At 45.7% G+C, this 15,520-nt stretch carries 17 protein-coding genes and 1 riboswitch; of the genes, 14 read left to right on the top strand and 3 right to left on the bottom strand.

What is annotated here, in order from left to right; all coding sequences use genetic code 11:
• Positions 1-20: 20 nt before the first annotated feature.
• Together dcd and apbC are read left to right on the top strand one after the other, a co-directional pair.
• Complete coding sequence (gene dcd / locus IBX48_RS04635) at positions 21-635, top strand: dCTP deaminase (protein WP_296831264.1); 615 nt, start codon at positions 21-23, stop codon at positions 633-635.
• A 120-nt stretch (positions 636-755) separates the two neighbouring features.
• The gene (apbC, locus tag IBX48_RS04630) at positions 756-1,880 is read left to right on the top strand and encodes an iron-sulfur cluster carrier protein ApbC (protein WP_296831262.1); all 1,125 of its coding nucleotides are present in this window, start codon (positions 756-758) and stop codon (positions 1,878-1,880) included.
• Here apbC and IBX48_RS04625 read toward each other — a convergent pair.
• On the bottom strand, positions 1,877-3,619 hold the full coding sequence (locus IBX48_RS04625; RefSeq protein WP_296831260.1) for a SpoIIE family protein phosphatase: 1,743 nt from the start codon (positions 3,617-3,619) through the stop codon (positions 1,877-1,879). The two genes, apbC and IBX48_RS04625, sit on opposite strands and share 4 nt — an antisense overlap.
• Entirely contained in the window at positions 3,616-3,912 is a 297-nt protein-coding gene (locus IBX48_RS04620) for an STAS domain-containing protein (protein WP_296831258.1), read from the bottom strand. The genes IBX48_RS04625 and IBX48_RS04620 overlap by 4 nt, the downstream gene beginning before the upstream one ends.
• A 257-nt stretch (positions 3,913-4,169) precedes the next feature.
• Here IBX48_RS04620 and metG point away from each other — a divergent pair, with 257 nt between their 5' ends.
• The 11 genes from metG (at position 4,170) to IBX48_RS04565 (ending at position 13,815) form a co-directional block, all read left to right on the top strand.
• Positions 4,170-6,203: a methionine--tRNA ligase gene (gene metG, locus IBX48_RS04615; protein ID WP_296831256.1), complete on the top strand. Its 2,034-nt coding sequence runs from the start codon at positions 4,170-4,172 to the stop codon at positions 6,201-6,203.
• Positions 6,204-6,336: 133 nt separating this feature from the next.
• Positions 6,337-6,912 carry an electron transport complex subunit RsxA gene (rsxA, locus tag IBX48_RS04610; protein ID WP_296831254.1) on the top strand — a complete coding sequence of 192 codons (576 nt, stop codon included), beginning with the start codon at positions 6,337-6,339 and terminating at the stop codon, positions 6,910-6,912.
• Between the two features lie 6 nt (positions 6,913-6,918).
• Entirely contained in the window at positions 6,919-7,470 is a 552-nt protein-coding gene (gene rsxB, locus IBX48_RS04605) for an electron transport complex subunit RsxB (RefSeq protein ID WP_296831297.1), read from the top strand.
• Positions 7,467-9,386 carry an electron transport complex subunit RsxC gene (rsxC, locus tag IBX48_RS04600; RefSeq protein WP_296831252.1) on the top strand — a complete coding sequence of 640 codons (1,920 nt, stop codon included), beginning with the start codon at positions 7,467-7,469 and terminating at the stop codon, positions 9,384-9,386. The genes rsxB and rsxC overlap by 4 nt, the downstream gene beginning before the upstream one ends.
• On the top strand, positions 9,386-10,417 hold the full coding sequence (locus tag IBX48_RS04595; protein ID WP_296831251.1) for an RnfABCDGE type electron transport complex subunit D: 1,032 nt from the start codon (positions 9,386-9,388) through the stop codon (positions 10,415-10,417). Before rsxC ends, IBX48_RS04595 begins: the two co-directional genes overlap by 1 nt.
• Positions 10,414-11,040 carry an electron transport complex subunit RsxG gene (gene rsxG / locus IBX48_RS04590; protein WP_296831249.1) on the top strand — a complete coding sequence of 209 codons (627 nt, stop codon included), beginning with the start codon at positions 10,414-10,416 and terminating at the stop codon, positions 11,038-11,040. The genes IBX48_RS04595 and rsxG overlap by 4 nt, the downstream gene beginning before the upstream one ends.
• Entirely contained in the window at positions 11,033-11,740 is a 708-nt protein-coding gene (locus IBX48_RS04585) for an electron transport complex subunit E (RefSeq protein WP_296831248.1), read from the top strand. Before rsxG ends, IBX48_RS04585 begins: the two co-directional genes overlap by 8 nt.
• 196 nt (positions 11,741-11,936) lie before the next feature.
• Positions 11,937-12,179, top strand: coding sequence for a plasmid stabilization protein (locus tag IBX48_RS04580; RefSeq protein WP_296831247.1), 243 nt, complete (start codon positions 11,937-11,939; stop codon positions 12,177-12,179).
• Between the two features lie 17 nt (positions 12,180-12,196).
• A complete protein-coding gene (locus IBX48_RS04575) occupies positions 12,197-12,616 on the top strand; it encodes a type II toxin-antitoxin system VapC family toxin (RefSeq protein WP_296831245.1) in 420 nt (139 codons plus the stop codon).
• 13 nt (positions 12,617-12,629) lie between these two features.
• Positions 12,630-13,271: an endonuclease III gene (nth, locus tag IBX48_RS04570; RefSeq protein WP_296831243.1), complete on the top strand. Its 642-nt coding sequence runs from the start codon at positions 12,630-12,632 to the stop codon at positions 13,269-13,271.
• Positions 13,272-13,374: 103 nt separating this feature from the next.
• Entirely contained in the window at positions 13,375-13,815 is a 441-nt protein-coding gene (locus IBX48_RS04565; protein WP_296831241.1) for a DUF1841 family protein, read from the top strand.
• Here IBX48_RS04565 and IBX48_RS04560 read toward each other — a convergent pair.
• Entirely contained in the window at positions 13,812-14,672 is an 861-nt protein-coding gene (locus tag IBX48_RS04560) for a hypothetical protein (protein WP_296831239.1), read from the bottom strand. The two genes, IBX48_RS04565 and IBX48_RS04560, sit on opposite strands and share 4 nt — an antisense overlap.
• A 158-nt stretch (positions 14,673-14,830) precedes the next feature.
• On the opposite strand from IBX48_RS04560, the gene IBX48_RS04555 reads away from it, so the two are divergent.
• Positions 14,831-15,040, top strand: a complete 210-nt coding sequence (locus IBX48_RS04555) for a hypothetical protein (protein WP_296831237.1) — start codon at positions 14,831-14,833, stop codon at positions 15,038-15,040.
• Between the two features lie 72 nt (positions 15,041-15,112).
• Positions 15,113-15,319, top strand: a riboswitch (cobalamin riboswitch).
• The last annotated feature ends 201 nt before the right edge of the window (positions 15,320-15,520 follow it).

The raw sequence follows: 15,520 nt of genomic DNA, 5'->3' as shown, positions 1-15,520 counted from the left end.
ACAACTTAAGAATCGAAGCTATGAAACTCAGTGATAAAGACATTTCAATCGCATTAAAATCCGGCCGCATTGCGATCGAGCCTGAACCCAATGCCAGTAAAATAAAAGGCATCAGCGTCGATTTAAGACTTGATAACCGCTTTCGGGTTTTTAACGATCACACCGCGCCATTTATTGACTTAAGCGGCCCGCGAGAAGAGGTCCAGACCCTACTCGACAAAATTATGGGCAATGAAATTGTGATCGAAGAAGACCAAGCGTTTTTCTTACATCCTGGTGAACTCGCCTTGGCATCAACCTTAGAATCCATCATGGTGCCAGACGACCTAGTAGGCTGGTTAGATGGCCGTTCAAGTTTAGCGCGTTTGGGTTTAATGGTACACGTGACCGCACACCGCATTGACCCGGGTTGGCAGGGACAAATTGTATTGGAAATTTTTAACAGTGGTAAATTACCGCTGGCTTTACGGCCTGGCATGGATATTTGTGCGATCAACTTTGAAACCCTATCCAGTCCAGCCGAAAAACCTTACAACAAACGTAAAGACGCAAAGTACCACAACCAATCCGGCCCAACCTCCAGCCGGATTAACCAAGATCAAACCGACGAACGCCAACTGGCTTTGCTTGATTAAATAGTTAGGTATCTCGATTAACCAACTCCAAACCGAAAAGTGCCAGGCCTGGTGCTTGGTTCAAACTCCAATTCCTGATAAGATTAGTCAAGTATTTAAACAACAGGATTAACAACACGCATGGGTTTATTAAATCAACTATTCGGTGACGGCCTAAACGATCAACTAAAAAGCCAAATCCACTCGATTTTCGAGCAAACCAACCTACCCTTATTGCAGCAAAACTTATCGAACACCAAGCTGGTGTCTGGACTCAGTTATAAAAACAAACAGTTGAGCTTTACGATTAACTGGCCTTATGCCGCTCAAGCTTTGCATGCTCAATTAGCTGATAATTTGACTCAAAAGCTAACCGCATTAGAAGGCATTGATCAGGTCAGCATCCAGCATTTAACCCAGATCAAGGCCCACCAAACCCAACCCAATGTGCAAGCCTTAGCGAATATTAAAAACATCATCGCGATCGCATCCGGCAAAGGCGGGGTTGGCAAATCCACTACCAGTGTTAACCTCGCCCTGGCACTCCAACAAGAAGGCGCCAAGGTCGGCATTCTGGATGCCGATATCTACGGGCCCAGCATTCCAACCCTGTTAAATTTATCTGGCAAACCCAGTACATTGGATGGTAAAAGCATGCAACCTATGCGTGCTTATGACCTGCAAGCCATGTCAATCGGTTGTTTAATCGAAGAAGATACGCCAATGATTTGGCGTGGCCCAATTGTTACCCAAACCCTAACTCAACTATTAAAAGAAACCGATTGGCAAGATTTGGACTTTTTGATTATTGATTTACCGCCAGGTACCGGTGATGTGCAATTAACGCTTGCTCAACAGATTCCTGTCACGGGCGCGGTGATCGTCACCACCCCACAAGATTTGGCGTTATTGGATGCCAAGAAAGCCGTCAAAATGTTTGAAAAAGTCAACATTCCGATATTGGGCGTGATAGAAAACATGAGCACACACATTTGCAGCCAGTGCGGTCATGAAGAAGCGATTTTTGGTGAGCATGGTGGCGAAACCTTGGCGAGTAACTACCAGGTTGCTTTTTTGGGCACGATGCCCTTAAGCCTGAGCATTCGTCAACAAGCCGATGCAGGTCGCCCCACGGTAGTAGCCGAACCAGATGGCGTACTGGCCGAAAAATATCGTACTATGGCGCATAAAATTGGCGCAGGCATCGCCGACTCTAAACGCAACTATGCGTCCGCCTTTCCCAATATTGTGATTGAAAACAACTAACCGGCAGCTTGCTCCATGATTGGCCGCAAATGCCAGTGATACACGGCAGTAACAACATTTCCCTGACCTTCATAAGTCAGGCTCGAACACAGCGAACGTGTTAATAAAACCCCGCGCCCTGAAAATATGAATTGGTTCGGGGCCGGACTTGCATCCAACTCCGTATAATCAAAGCCCTCCCCACTATCTTCAATCCGAATGCTTAATTCACCTTCATACTCGCCTAGCGGCTTGTGGATTACTTGCACATCAATAAAACCTGTGTTTAACCCTTCTATCGCACGCTCACGCTCATTCAAGAAACGCAAAAATCCGTCTTCTTGCTGCTTTAAAGAGGAGTCCAGTTTTAATAAACCATGTTCTAAAGCATTGGTGTAGAGCTCGTCCAAAATCATAAACAGGCGTTCTTTATGACTTGGGATGGGTTGCACGTGCATAATCATGTCGACCAAACCTTCCATTGGGTGTGCCATTTGCTTGAGCGCTACATGATCAAACCGAAAATTCAAATTCCAACGCGATGCCTTGGTTAAATGGCTAAAGGAGTCAATGTAATTAAAGTTGAGAATCGGCCCGGTTTGCAGTTCGGCAATAGTTGCATCATCCTCTGTAAAACAATCCGCACAGAACTCACCAACTTGCTCAATCAATGTTTTAATTCCCTGCTTACCTGCATGCAGCAAGGTCTGTTCAACTCGATGATCACCAAACATTTCACCTTGTGGATTGCGCGATTCGGTGAAGCCATCGGTCAGCATATAAAACACCTCATCGCCACTCAAGTCCACACTCTGAGGATACAGGTCCAATCGCTGACTGTTGACCACGCCTAACGGTAAATTACGCGAACTGAAACGGCTTAGCTCTGCGCGTTTGATCATCAATACATCGGGCATGCCAAAATTATAAATATGGGCTTTTTTCTGGGCGGGTGACACTTGCAAAATGGCGCAACCAAAAAACAAATGCGCCGGCAAAATATTGTAAAGTTTCGTGTTAATTTCGCTAATTATTTCCGGCGCACTGCGCGCTTTCGTAACCATACTATTAAACATCTCAGCGACCGGAATCACACCAATCGCCGCGCTTAAACCATGCCCGGTAAAATCCCCCAACAAAATCAATACGTCACCGGAAGACTGCACCTTAGCTAATAATAAATCGCCGTTAAAAATGGATGCGGACGAAATATAACTATCGAAACCGGCCAGTTTTTGCGCTGAAGGCCGTAAAAACTTTTCATAAATTCGCTCTGCATCCTTATACTCTTGCTCTAGCGTGTAATGCAGTTGGTGAATTTGATCGCTGGTCGATTTTAACGCAACATACAAACTGCGAATCCGCAACAAGGATTGAACTTTTGCCATCAACACCTTATCTGAAAACGGGAACTGCAAAAAACCGTCGGCTTCTTTCGCTACCGCATGTTGCAACAAGATTTGCTCATCTTGATTGCTCGCCAACAAAACTGGTACAAACGCACTGTGGGTACTGCAAGACTGCTTAATTCTTTTAATCAAATCATTGCGTTTTTCATCACAAATGGCTAAGTCAACAATCACTAAACTGGGCGGCAATTGCTGAACCGCATCTAAAATTGCATCATGGCGATCAACATGCAAAACTTCAAAGCCTTGCGCGGTCAATATACAATCATAAAATGCAAAATGCTCGGCACTCGGGTCGGCGATTAAAATACGATTAGATAAAGGCTGAAGACTAGTAAACGGAGGGATCATCGGATGGTAAACAACTGCTGAAACTGTGCAATCTGTAAAATTTTGGATACTTCATCATCGGCGTTAATCAGCTCAATATGCACCGAATCTCCGGCTTTTTCTCGTAACAATAAAAGCATACCTAGCGCCGAACTATCCATAAAAGTGGTCGTCGAAAGATCAACTTGAAATTGCTCCGCTCGACCTATAAAATTGATATAAGCTTGATTAAACTCCTCATAACTGGCGATATCAAAGCGTCCTTTAACAAACAGGATCGCGGTATTCCCCACCAACTGACCTTCAACTGACATTGCAAAATCTCCGATTCACACCGCCCTAACACTAAGGCTGACTTCCCGATCAAGCCCCAGAGTAGGTACGAAAAACTCACCCAATCATAAACCATTAATGATGCATATCCAACACTTTTATCCCTACACAGGCCATGGAATTCATCCTCTATTAAACAAGCTATTTGTTGGACTTTAAACCTCAATTATCCTTAGTCAGCTGACGCTAAAGCCGTTATAATACTTGGCTTTCAACCAGCAATAAGATGGATGCCTCTATGACCTCGGTCAGAAAAATATTAATCACCAGCGCGCTCCCCTATGCCAACGGCCCGATTCACCTTGGGCACCTTGTTGAATACATACAAACCGATATTTGGTCACGTTTCCAAAAACAACGTGGGCACAACTGCCTTTACGTTTGTGCGGACGATGCGCATGGCACCCCAATTATGCTGCGAGCACAATCGGAAGGCATTACACCAGAAGCCTTGATTGCGCGAGTATCACAAGAACACCAACAAGATTTCGCTGGGTTTAACATTGCCTTTGACCAATATCACAGCACCCACTCAGAAGAAAACCGTTATTATTCGAGTTATATCTATAACCAGCTCAAAGCCAATAATCACATCAGTCGCAAAACCATCAAACAGTTTTACGACCCTGAAAAAAACATGTTTTTGCCAGATCGTTTTATTAAAGGCACCTGCCCAAAATGTGGCGCGCACGATCAATACGGTGACAACTGTGAAGCCTGTGGTGCGACTTACGCGCCCACCGAGTTGGTTGATCCTAAATCGGTTATTTCTGGTGCCACGCCTATTCAAAAAGACTCCGAACATTTATTTTTTGAGCTCGCCCATTTTGAGCCTATGCTCAAAGAATGGACGCAAGGCGGCCACTTACAAAGCCAAATTTCTAATAAACTAAACGAATGGTTTGAATCCGGCCTACAAAACTGGGACATCAGCCGCGATGCACCCTATTTTGGTTTTCAAATTCCCGGCGAAGATAATAAGTTTTTCTACGTTTGGTTGGATGCGCCGATTGGCTACTTAGCTTCTTTCAAAAAATACTGTGACGAACACGGCTTAGACTTTGACGAATACTGGCGTGAAGATAGCCAAACCGAGCTTTACCACTTCATCGGTAAAGACATCGTCTATTTCCACGCCTTGTTTTTCCCGGCGATGCTAACGGGCGCTGGCTTTAGAAAACCCAATGCGATTTTTGCACACGGCTTCCTTACGGTAGATGGCGCGAAAATGTCAAAATCACGCGGCACGTTCATTATGGCCAGCACCTATCTCAAACACCTGGAACCGGAGTATTTACGTTATTACTTCGCGACCAAACTCAACAGCCGCATTGACGATCTAGATTTAAATCTAGATGATTTTGTGCAGCGTGTTAACTCCGATTTAATCGGTAAAGTGGTTAATATCGCCAGCCGTTGCGCCGGGTTTGTAACCAAACGATTTGATGGCAAACTCAACCAGGCCTGGTCGTCTGAAGCGCAAGCTTTGTTCCAACAGTTTGCTGATAAAGCCGAACCGATTGCCGAGCTTTACGAAAAGCGCGAATATGCCCAAGCCATGCGTGACATTATGGCACTGGCGGATAAAGCTAATGAATACATTGCCGAAACCGCCCCTTGGGTGTTGGCGAAACAAGACGGTAAAGAAGCCGAATTACACGAATCGGTGAGTGTTGGCTTAAACTTGTTCCGTTGTTTAATGATTTATTTGGCACCGGTCTTGCCAGAAACCAGTCAAAAAGCGCGCGCGTATTTTAACGAAACCGACTGGTCATGGTCACAAGCCAAAACAGCGTTGATGAACCATGAAATTCAAGCTTATAAAGCCCTATTAACCCGACTCGATATGGTACAGGTAGAAAAAATGCTAGAAGATTCCAAACAAACTTTACAAGCCAACCAAGCCGCGCCTGCGGTCACCAGTGATGCGTTTGATCCTATCGCACCAGAAATCACGATTGACGACTTTGCTAAAATTGATTTACGCATTGCCAAAATCGTTAATGCTGAAAGCGTGCCGGAAGCCAATAAATTATTAAAACTAACCTTAGATATTGGTTTAGGCGAACGCCAAGTCTTTGCCGGTATCAAATCCGCCTATGAACCGGAACAGCTTATTGGTAAGCTAACCGTTATGGTCGCCAACTTGGCGCCACGTAAAATGCGCTTTGGTTTATCCGAAGGCATGGTTCTCGCCGCTGGGCCAGGAGGAAAAGACTTGTTTATCCTCAACCCCGATGAAGGTGCGCAACCTGGTATGCGGGTAAAATAGTTTTTTAATTAACCACGAAAATTACGAAGATCACAAAGTAAGAAACCGCTTTAAAAAACAGAGGCGAGTATGTCAAAAATCTTCGCGACCTTCGTGGTTTAAAAAATTGAGTCTTTCCTAACAAAGAGTAAATATGACCGATTACGTCATTATTTTAATTAGCACCGTTTTGGTGAATAATTTTGTGCTGGTCAAATTTTTAGGCTTGTGCCCGTTTATGGGTGTGTCCAAAAAACTCGATGCCGCTTTAGGCATGGGGTTAGCTACCACCTTTGTGCTTACGCTATCATCAGTCATGAGTTATCTGCTTTACACCTACCTACTCGCGCCTTTTGAACTGGAATATCTTAAAACCATCGGTTTTATTCTATCAATTGCCGCGGTAGTGGGCTTTACCGAAATGGCGATTCACAAATCCAGCCCCGCGCTTTACCAAGTGTTGGGTATTTATCTGCCATTAATCACGACCAATTGCGCGGTTTTAGGCGTGGCCTTACTCAACATTGGCGAAGACCACAACTTTATCGAATCCGCCTTTTATGGCTTTGGCGCGGCCATCGGCTTCACAATGGTCATGGTGTTATTTGCTTCGATTCGTGAACGCGTCGATGCCGGTGATGTGCCCATGCCATTCAAAGGTGCGCCTATCGCTTTAATCACCGCCGGACTTATGTCGTTAGCCTTTATGGGCTTTGGTGGGTTGGTTTAAATGAGCATGTTCGCTGGAATCCTAATCTTCCTAGGTTTAGCCCTAGCATTTGGCTTATTGCTGGGATATGCCGCGGTGCGTTTTCGCATCGAAGGCAATCCGCTGGCAGAAATTATCGACAAAAAACTACCCCAGACCCAGTGTGGCCAGTGCGGTTACCCAGGTTGCAAACCTTATGCTGAAGCGCTGGCGAAAGGCGAAGCCGAAGTCAACTTGTGTATTCCAGGTGGTGAACCCACCATGATTGAAATTGCTGAGATTCTTCAAGTCGAACCCAAACCCATGCAAGCCGAAGCCACCGAACCTAAGCCTAAAATGCTAGCCGTGATTGATGAGGATATTTGTATAGGTTGCGTGTTGTGCATTAAAGCTTGTCCAGTCGATGCGATTATCGGCACCACCAAAATGATGCATACCGTAATCGAAAAAGAATGCACTGGTTGCGAACTTTGCGTGCCAGTTTGCCCAGTGGATTGCATTGATATGGTGATGGAAAAACCCAATTTAAAAAACTGGAAATGGCCCGAACCCAAAGCCGCTGCGGAGCGCACTGAATGAACATCCGCTTACATCAAAAATTGATTAATTTGATCGCCTCTATTTACCCTATGGCAAAACGTTGGTTGCACCAGTTTCATGGCGGTGTATTTCCCAAGTACAACAAAAGCCTATCTTTACGCCAACCCTTGCGCACAAGCTATGTGCCAAAACAGTTAATTTTGCCTTTACAACAGCATATGGGCGAGGCGGCTTTACCTTGTGTAGAAGTCGGTGAGCAGGTTAAAAAATTCCAAATGATCGCTCAGCCAGCTAAGGGGTTAAGTGCGCCAGTTCACGCCCCCGCCTCCGGTAAAATTATCGCGATTGAACAACGTATTTTGCCACACGCTTCAGGCCTAGCCGAACCCTGCATAGTGATTGAACCGGACGCGAAACAAGACGCGATTGAAAACGCGTTAGGCATCACACATAAACCCAAAACCATTGCCGAATTTAAACAACTGCTGCTCAACGCTGGCATTGTGGGCATGGGCGGTGCGGGTTTTCCTACTTTTGCTAAACTACCGGATCAACCTAAAAAAATTAAACACCTCATCATTAATGGAGCGGAGTGCGAACCCTTTATTACCTGCGACGACCTATTAATGCAAACCCACGCGCCAGAAATCGTGCGGGCGGCTTTATTTGTGGCGGAATTATTTGACGTTGAGCAGGTCATTTGTGGCATTGAAACCAACAAACCACAGGCGATTGAAGCCATGCGCCAAGCTTGTGAAGACACTCGAATTAGACTTGAAGAAGTCGCCACCGTTTACCCAATGGGTGGCCAAAAACAACTGACGCAAGAACTAATTGGCGTAGAAATTCCCAGCCAACTTCACAGTATTGATATTGGTGTGGTCATGATGAACGTCGCTACCTTGCGCGCCATCACGCAAGCCATTGAGCTTGGTCAACCACTGATTTCGCGTTTTGTCACCGTATCCGGCATGGGACTAAAAAAACCTTATAACATTGAAGCCCTACTCGGCACACCGTTTAATGAGTTAGTTGAACTCGCGCAACCCGAACCAAAATTGAATTATCCGCTTTTAATGGGCGGCCCGATGATGGGCTTTGCGGTCGCACATAATGATGTTCCAGTTATTAAAACCACCAACTGCATCCTGGCAAATCCTCCTGAAACGTCAGACGAACCGATGGCCTGTATTCGTTGTGGCGAATGTGCCGAAGCCTGTCCGGTTAGCCTGCTACCCCAACAACTTTACTGGCATGCACGCGCGCATGAGTACGATAAAACCGAGCAACTAAAGCTATTCGACTGCATTGAATGTGGCTGTTGTTCATTTGTTTGCCCCAGTCATATTCCGCTGGTGCAATATTATCGTCACGCCAAGGCCGAAATACGTGAGATCAAACAACAAGCCAAATTAACTGAAATCGCGAAACAACGTTTTGATGCGCGTGAAGCGCGCTTAGAACGTGATAAACACGAGCGTGAGGCTAAGTTAGCCGCCAAAAAAGCCGCGGTTAAACAGCAAGCCGCCGATGCCCCGAAGGTTGAAAAAACAGCCGCCGATGCACCCAAACTAAGTGCGCGTGAAAAAGCCATTCAAGCGGCGAAAGCACGCCAGAAAGCCAGCCAAACCACGGCTAATGAAAAGGACGCTACCGCCAAAAAAGCGTCAAGAAAGGACAACTCAAAACCGGCCGAAACCGCACCCGCCCAATCGGCGAACGATAAACGCCAAGCAGCCATGCAAGCCGCCAAAGCGCGAGCCGCCGCGCTGAAAGCTCAAAAAACAGCCAGTACAGAAACCCCAGCTAACCTGACCGAACAAGCCCAAGCCAGCTCGGTCGAGGATACGCCGTCTAATTCAGCTTCAGCTGAAGACAAACGCAAAGCCGCAATGGATGCAGCCAAAGCCAAGGCGGCGGAACGTAAAAAACGCCAACAGGAGTCCAGCCAGTAATGTCTCGTTTTAGCAGCTCCCCATTTGCACACAACAACAGTTCCGTGCAAAAAATTATGTTACAAGTTCAGCTGGCGGCATTTCCGGCGTTACTTGCCCACATTATGTTATTTGGCTACGGCATTATCATTCAATGGTTTTTGGCGGTGGCCACCGCCCTATTGGTTGAGTTTGTTATGCTTAAACTGCGTGACCGTCCGGTTATGCCCAACATCACCGACTTTAGTGCCCTGATTACGGTAACAGGCCTAGTGTTTTGTATTCCACCCGAGTCGCCTTGGTGGGTGATTGTATCTGGCTGCGCCTTTGCGCTTGTATTTGGCAAACACCTCTATGGCGGATTAGGTTACAACCCATTTAATCCAGCGATGTTAGGTTATGCGTTTTTATTGATTTCATTTCCGGCTGAAATGACGCAGTGGACTTTACCAAAAGATTTGGCCGGTTACACACTGAGTTTCTGGGATTCGTTTAACCATATTCTCTTTGGCGTGATGCCCAATATGCCCATCGACAGCTTTACTGGTGCGACCCCACTGAGCACGTTACAAACTGGCTTGCAACAAGGCTTATCCAGCCAGGACATGCTCCAAGCAACCTATTTTGAATCCAGTTGGTTAAATCTGACGGCTTGGGGTTGGATTAATATAGCGTTTTTAATCGGTGGTTTGTGGCTACTTTATACTCGAACCATTCGCTGGCAATTTCCGGTCGGGTTTTTGGGCGCGCTAGCTTTCATGGCGTGGGTATTCCATATGATCAATCCGGCTTTATATGCGCCTATCAGTTTTCACCTATTATTTGGTGGCACTATGTTGGCGGCGTTTTTCATTATCACCGACCCGGTTAGCTCCAGCACCACACCGATGGGTCGCCTAATTTTTGCCGCAAGCATTGGTATTTTAGTGTATGTTATTCGTAACTGGGGCGCATTCCCAGATGGGATTGCCTTCGCGATTTTATTAATGAACATCGCGGTGCCACTGATTGATCGCTACACACAACCTCGCGTGCTAGGGCATATTCGATGAAACCAGAACTCAAACTGAAACAAACCATGTTGCGTGCCGCCGGCTTGCTCAGTTTATTTGTGGTGATTAGCGTGGCTTTATTGATGGCGATTAACGAGTTTACCCAACCTAAAATTGCGCAAGCCGAACAAACGGCTTTGCACCAGTTGCTAAATCAAGTAATGCCCGCTTCGGCTTACGACAACAACTTGCTTGAAGACACCAAAACCCTGATCGAACCTGAGTATTTGGGCAGCCATGACCCCATGATGGTTTATCGCGCGCGCCTCAATGGCGAACCGGCTGGTTTAGTAATCGAAACCGTGGCACCCAATGGTTACAACGGTGAAATTCGTTTAATCGTGGGCGTATTTTATGACGGCCGCGTGGCCGGGGTTCGTGTCGTCAGTCACCGTGAAACCCCCGGCTTAGGCGATAAAATTGAACTGCGTAAAGATGATTGGATTTTAGGCTTTGAAGGTAAGCGCCTAACTGAAGACAACGCTAATCGCTGGGCCGTTAAACGGGACCGAGGTGAATTTGATCAATTTACCGGCGCGACCATCACCCCACGTGCGGTAGTGGGCGCTGTCAGACTGACACTCGATTATGTCAATCGTCACACAGAGGAATTGTATGACTAAATCATCTATTAACCAAACCTGGCGCGATTACCAAGACATTGCACAAAAAGGTCTGTGGAACAACAACCAAGCCTTGGTCGCCCTGCTCGGTTTATGCCCGTTACTTGCGGTCACCAATAACAGCGTCAACGGACTCGGCCTGGGTTTGGCTACCATGGCCGTTTTGATGACCTCGAATATTTTGGTTTCGTTGATCCGCCATTGGGTGCCAAGTGAAATTCGGATTCCGGTATTTATTGCGATTATCGCCGCCGCCGTCACCATTATTGATATGCTCATGCACGCCTATTTTTATACCCTGCATGGGATTTTAGGCATATTTATCCCCTTAATTGTCACCAACTGCGCGATCTTAGCGCGCGCCGAATCGTTTGCCTCCAAAAATTCATTAGATAAATCAATTGTCGATGCGTTGTTTATTGGTATCGGTTTCACGGTCGTATTGGTCATTTTGGGCAGTCTGCGCGAGTTGGTTGGTAATGGTACGTTATTCGACCAGGCCTGGTTGTTATTCGGCGAAACCGCACGAGGTTGGACGTTGCATCTAAGTGCAGATTACACACCCGTATTGCTAGCGATTTTACCGCCGGGTGCGTTTATCGGTTTAGGTTTGCTGATTGCGCTAAAAAACTATGCCGACCAAAAACTCAAAAAACCAGGCCTGGTGAATATTCCGGTTGAAGTACAAACGAGTAACTAACCCGACTTTAAACTCCAGGCCTGGTGAAACCTTTTATAACGCACTCAATAAATAATCAACTAACCCAGCAAGCCCCTTTTAGATCATAAACAGATATGTGATCTAAAAGCGTCCGAAATAAAATAGAACAACGACAACCAAAACAAGTAGGTTATAATTAAATGCAATCACTGATTGCATTGATGGGAGGGGTTGGATGGCAAGCATAACGATACGAAATCTTGAAGAAGAATTAAAAACTAATTTACGCATTATCGCGGCGCAACATGGTCACTCGATGGAAGAAGAAGTGCGCTGCATTTTGCGTCAAGTGATTGGGCAGCACGCGCCAGTTGAAAAAGGATTCGGCTCTAAACTAAAAGCCAAATTTGAAGATGCAGCCGCCGATTCTTTTAACCTGCCAGAACGCCAGCCGCCACGCATGACCCGTTTTGAATAAGCCCAAGTAAACGCGCCATGTACCTACTCGATACCAATGTACTTTCCGAGTTTATGCGCCCTAACCCATCCGCCAAAGTTGTAGATTGGTTAGATGCGCAAAGCCTCTCTACACTCTATCTTGCCTCTATTAGCCAAGCAGAAATTTTACTGGGTTTAGGTTTATTAGACGATGGCAAACGCAAAACCCTTTTAACTCTAAAAGCGCTGGACATGTTTGGCAAAGACTTTATGGGGCGTTGTCTCGATTTCGATAATCGAGCGGCTAAACATTATGCGGATGTAATAGTTCAGCGACGTAAGCAAGGTTTGCCGACGAGTGTTGAAGATGCCCAAATTGCCGCGATAGCGCTAACCCATCAACTCACTTTAGTGACGCGCAATACAAAAGATTTTGAATCAATACTCGGCCTGCATCTCATTAACCCATGGAAATAAATACGTCTAACTTATGAATAAACTCAAACGCCAACAGATTTTTGACCGCTTAGCCGAAGCGATTCCAGAGCCGGAAACCGAGTTGAATTATTCGACGCCGTTTGAGTTGCTGATTGCGGTGATTTTATCGGCGCAAGCGACGGATAAGGGTGTAAATATCGCGACAGCGAAGTTGTTTGCGGTGGCGAATACGCCAGAGGCGATTTATGCGCTGGGGGTTGATGGGTTAAAGCATTATATTAAAACCATCGGGCTGTTTAATTCCAAAGCCGAAAACATTATTAAAACCTGCAAAATGTTGGTAGATTTGCATCACAGCCAAGTGCCGCAAACACGAGATGCGCTTGAAACCCTGCCCGGCGTGGGCCGAAAAACCGCTAACGTGGTGCTCAATACCGCGTTCGGCCAAATCGCGATGGCGGTAGATACGCATATTTTTCGGGTGTCCAATCGCACCAAAATCGCATCCGGCAAAAACGTATTAGAAGTCGAACAGAAGCTACTCAAATTCACACCTAAAGAACATTTAATGGACGCACATCACCTCCTAATCTTGCATGGCCGCTACACTTGCATGGCGCGTAAACCGCGCTGTGGCAGCTGCGTAATCTTTGATTTGTGTGAGTTTAAAGACAAACACAAATATGCGGAATAAGCACCAGGCCTGGTACGTCAACTTAAAAGCTGAAAACTTAAGGCTAATTGGCTAAACTGGTCGATTAATTATGGACCCTCAAACCCAACGGTAACCGAATTTTATGTACACTTCAGAACGCGACAAACTCCGCCAGCATTACGCGGATATTTGGCAGAAAGCCCGCAATAATCAACCCTTGGATGCGTTAGAACAGCAGATTGCGCAAGTGATTGATCAGCATCCTGAGTATCACAAAATGCTCGAAAACAAACAGCATTTAAAAAACGAATACCTGCCTGAAATGGGTGAAACCAATCCGTTTTTACACATGGGCATGCACTTAGGTATTCGTGAACAGGTTGCCACTGATCGCCCGGCTGGAATTGCACAGGTGCATCGTGTGTTAACGCTTAAACACGGAAGTGTATTGGAAGCGGAACATGACATGATGGAATGTTTGGCCGAAGCCTTATGGCATAGTCAGAAAAACCAGCAAGCGCCTGATGAACAGGCTTACTTGCTGTGTTTGCAACAAAGAGCGGGCAAAATTAAAGCGGATTAAAACTTATAGCCTAGCCTTAACATAGCGGTTTTTAAGCCGCCTTCGTCATTGCCACCGCTTGAGCGTTGAATATCTTGTAACACCGTACCAATGCTTATTTCTTTAAAAATAATATCCATACCGATGGAGCTGGTCGTAATGTCCGGAATTTCACCACTATAAGTGGTATCTGATACCCCACTCGCACCAGCCTTGTAATTAAAGTTGGCGGTACCACTCGAACTACTCACCATAAAAAACGGACTGACTTTTACGTTCTCCGACACACGAAAACCCGCCTGCATACCAAACTGTAAACCCGCTGTGGTTGAAGTCACTTGTGCTAAGTTGGTGTAGGTTGGGCTGGTTGAACTTACCTTATAAGACGTTTTCATATTCATTACACTGAACCCCAAGTTCGGGCCAATAAACACAATTAAACTCGCCGCGTCTGATTTGATTAACTGCATTTCAATATTAGCACTAAACGGCACCGCCATCATGCTAACATCCGCATCACTTAACGACTCGGGGAAAAACCAATTACCTTGGTAATAAAAAGGTAAAGCCAGACCCGGCATCGTACCATTCAACATAAACAAACCAGCTTGTGCACTGACGGCAAAGGTATCGCTATAAGCTTCACGCACAATATAACTGGCACCAAAACCATTTAAATCGACCTCAATCTCATCCGAACTCATACTAATAAAGTTAAAGTCGAACTTTTGGTCTTTAATCCCCGCCGCAAAAATCGGGTGTGCTATGGGTGGTGGGGCGATTTGAAAGCCGTTGCTATTGTCACCGGCCAACACACTCGTCATAGGCAAAGCGCCGATTAAACCAGCCAATGCCATTTTTTGCAGTTTTGTTTTCATTTCAAATCACCTCAGTCAGGGCTAAAGATTTTATTATACCGCTAACTTTGTAAGTAAGTAATCACCCCAGAATGAATATTACTTACTATTCATTTTTAACTGAATCGCGCATAATATGGATCAAGTTTTTGTGATGATTTAAACCAAAGGAATGGAATATGTTGTTTAACCCAACACAACGCGCATTACGTAACGGCTTATTGTTAAGTTTGGCGGTGGGTGCGGTCGTGCTTTGGCAAGGTGAAGGCTGGTTAACGGCGTTAAGCAGCTTTGCCTTTACCTTTGCAATTATTACACCAGCTTTTTGGTTATCCTATAAATGGGCAAATCATCTCGCTGCCAAAAACCGCAATAATCCAGATCAATAAACTAAAAACTCAGAGGCACCAGGCCTTTATGCCCTTTGGGTATCGTGCTTGCAAAATTTCAGGATACCTCTACAATAATGCGCTTCGTTAGGTGCGCGGTTTGAATGCCGCGTTAAACGGGAAGAGTCGTACGAATCCAAATACTTTGGATTCAAATCGAACGCTGCCCCCGCAACGGTGATGGAGAAAACAGATTATTACGCCATTGGATATCAATCCGAGAAGGCAATCTGAAATCGCTCCTCAGCCCGGATACCGGCCTAATGAATTGTTAAACCTATTGCGGTGGGCAATACGGAGCGCTTGTAAAATTTTCATTTTGAAATGCCTGAACAACTTTCGGGATAAGTCCGTTTTGCCTTCGTTCATAACAGATATTAAATCTATGAATTGAAGGAATCTTTAAATGCAAAACTCATACAAAATTAAACCGCTAATCGCGGCTTTATGCCTAGCACCAGGCCTGGTCATGGCTGAAAA

The organism is Thiomicrospira sp. (assembly GCF_014859555.1).
Classification (GTDB): Bacteria; Pseudomonadota; Gammaproteobacteria; order Thiomicrospirales; family Thiomicrospiraceae; genus Thiomicrospira.
Note: the sequence above shows the minus strand (reverse complement) of the source record. Positions and strands in the feature narration are given on the sequence as shown.

Coding starts and splice junctions, on each gene's coding strand:
- dcd (WP_296831264.1), top strand. CDS start 21: ATGAAACTCAGTGATAAAGACATTTCAATCGCATTAAAATCCGGCCGC.
- apbC (WP_296831262.1), top strand. CDS start 756: ATGGGTTTATTAAATCAACTATTCGGTGACGGCCTAAACGATCAACTA.
- IBX48_RS04625 (WP_296831260.1), bottom strand. CDS start 3,619: ATGATCCCTCCGTTTACTAGTCTTCAGCCTTTATCTAATCGTATTTTA.
- IBX48_RS04620 (WP_296831258.1), bottom strand. CDS start 3,912: ATGTCAGTTGAAGGTCAGTTGGTGGGGAATACCGCGATCCTGTTTGTT.
- metG (WP_296831256.1), top strand. CDS start 4,170: ATGACCTCGGTCAGAAAAATATTAATCACCAGCGCGCTCCCCTATGCC.
- rsxA (WP_296831254.1), top strand. CDS start 6,337: ATGACCGATTACGTCATTATTTTAATTAGCACCGTTTTGGTGAATAAT.
- rsxB (WP_296831297.1), top strand. CDS start 6,919: ATGTTCGCTGGAATCCTAATCTTCCTAGGTTTAGCCCTAGCATTTGGC.
- rsxC (WP_296831252.1), top strand. CDS start 7,467: ATGAACATCCGCTTACATCAAAAATTGATTAATTTGATCGCCTCTATT.
- IBX48_RS04595 (WP_296831251.1), top strand. CDS start 9,386: ATGTCTCGTTTTAGCAGCTCCCCATTTGCACACAACAACAGTTCCGTG.
- rsxG (WP_296831249.1), top strand. CDS start 10,414: ATGAAACCAGAACTCAAACTGAAACAAACCATGTTGCGTGCCGCCGGC.
- IBX48_RS04585 (WP_296831248.1), top strand. CDS start 11,033: ATGACTAAATCATCTATTAACCAAACCTGGCGCGATTACCAAGACATT.
- IBX48_RS04580 (WP_296831247.1), top strand. CDS start 11,937: ATGGCAAGCATAACGATACGAAATCTTGAAGAAGAATTAAAAACTAAT.
- IBX48_RS04575 (WP_296831245.1), top strand. CDS start 12,197: ATGTACCTACTCGATACCAATGTACTTTCCGAGTTTATGCGCCCTAAC.
- nth (WP_296831243.1), top strand. CDS start 12,630: ATGAATAAACTCAAACGCCAACAGATTTTTGACCGCTTAGCCGAAGCG.
- IBX48_RS04565 (WP_296831241.1), top strand. CDS start 13,375: ATGTACACTTCAGAACGCGACAAACTCCGCCAGCATTACGCGGATATT.
- IBX48_RS04560 (WP_296831239.1), bottom strand. CDS start 14,672: ATGAAAACAAAACTGCAAAAAATGGCATTGGCTGGTTTAATCGGCGCT.
- IBX48_RS04555 (WP_296831237.1), top strand. CDS start 14,831: ATGTTGTTTAACCCAACACAACGCGCATTACGTAACGGCTTATTGTTA.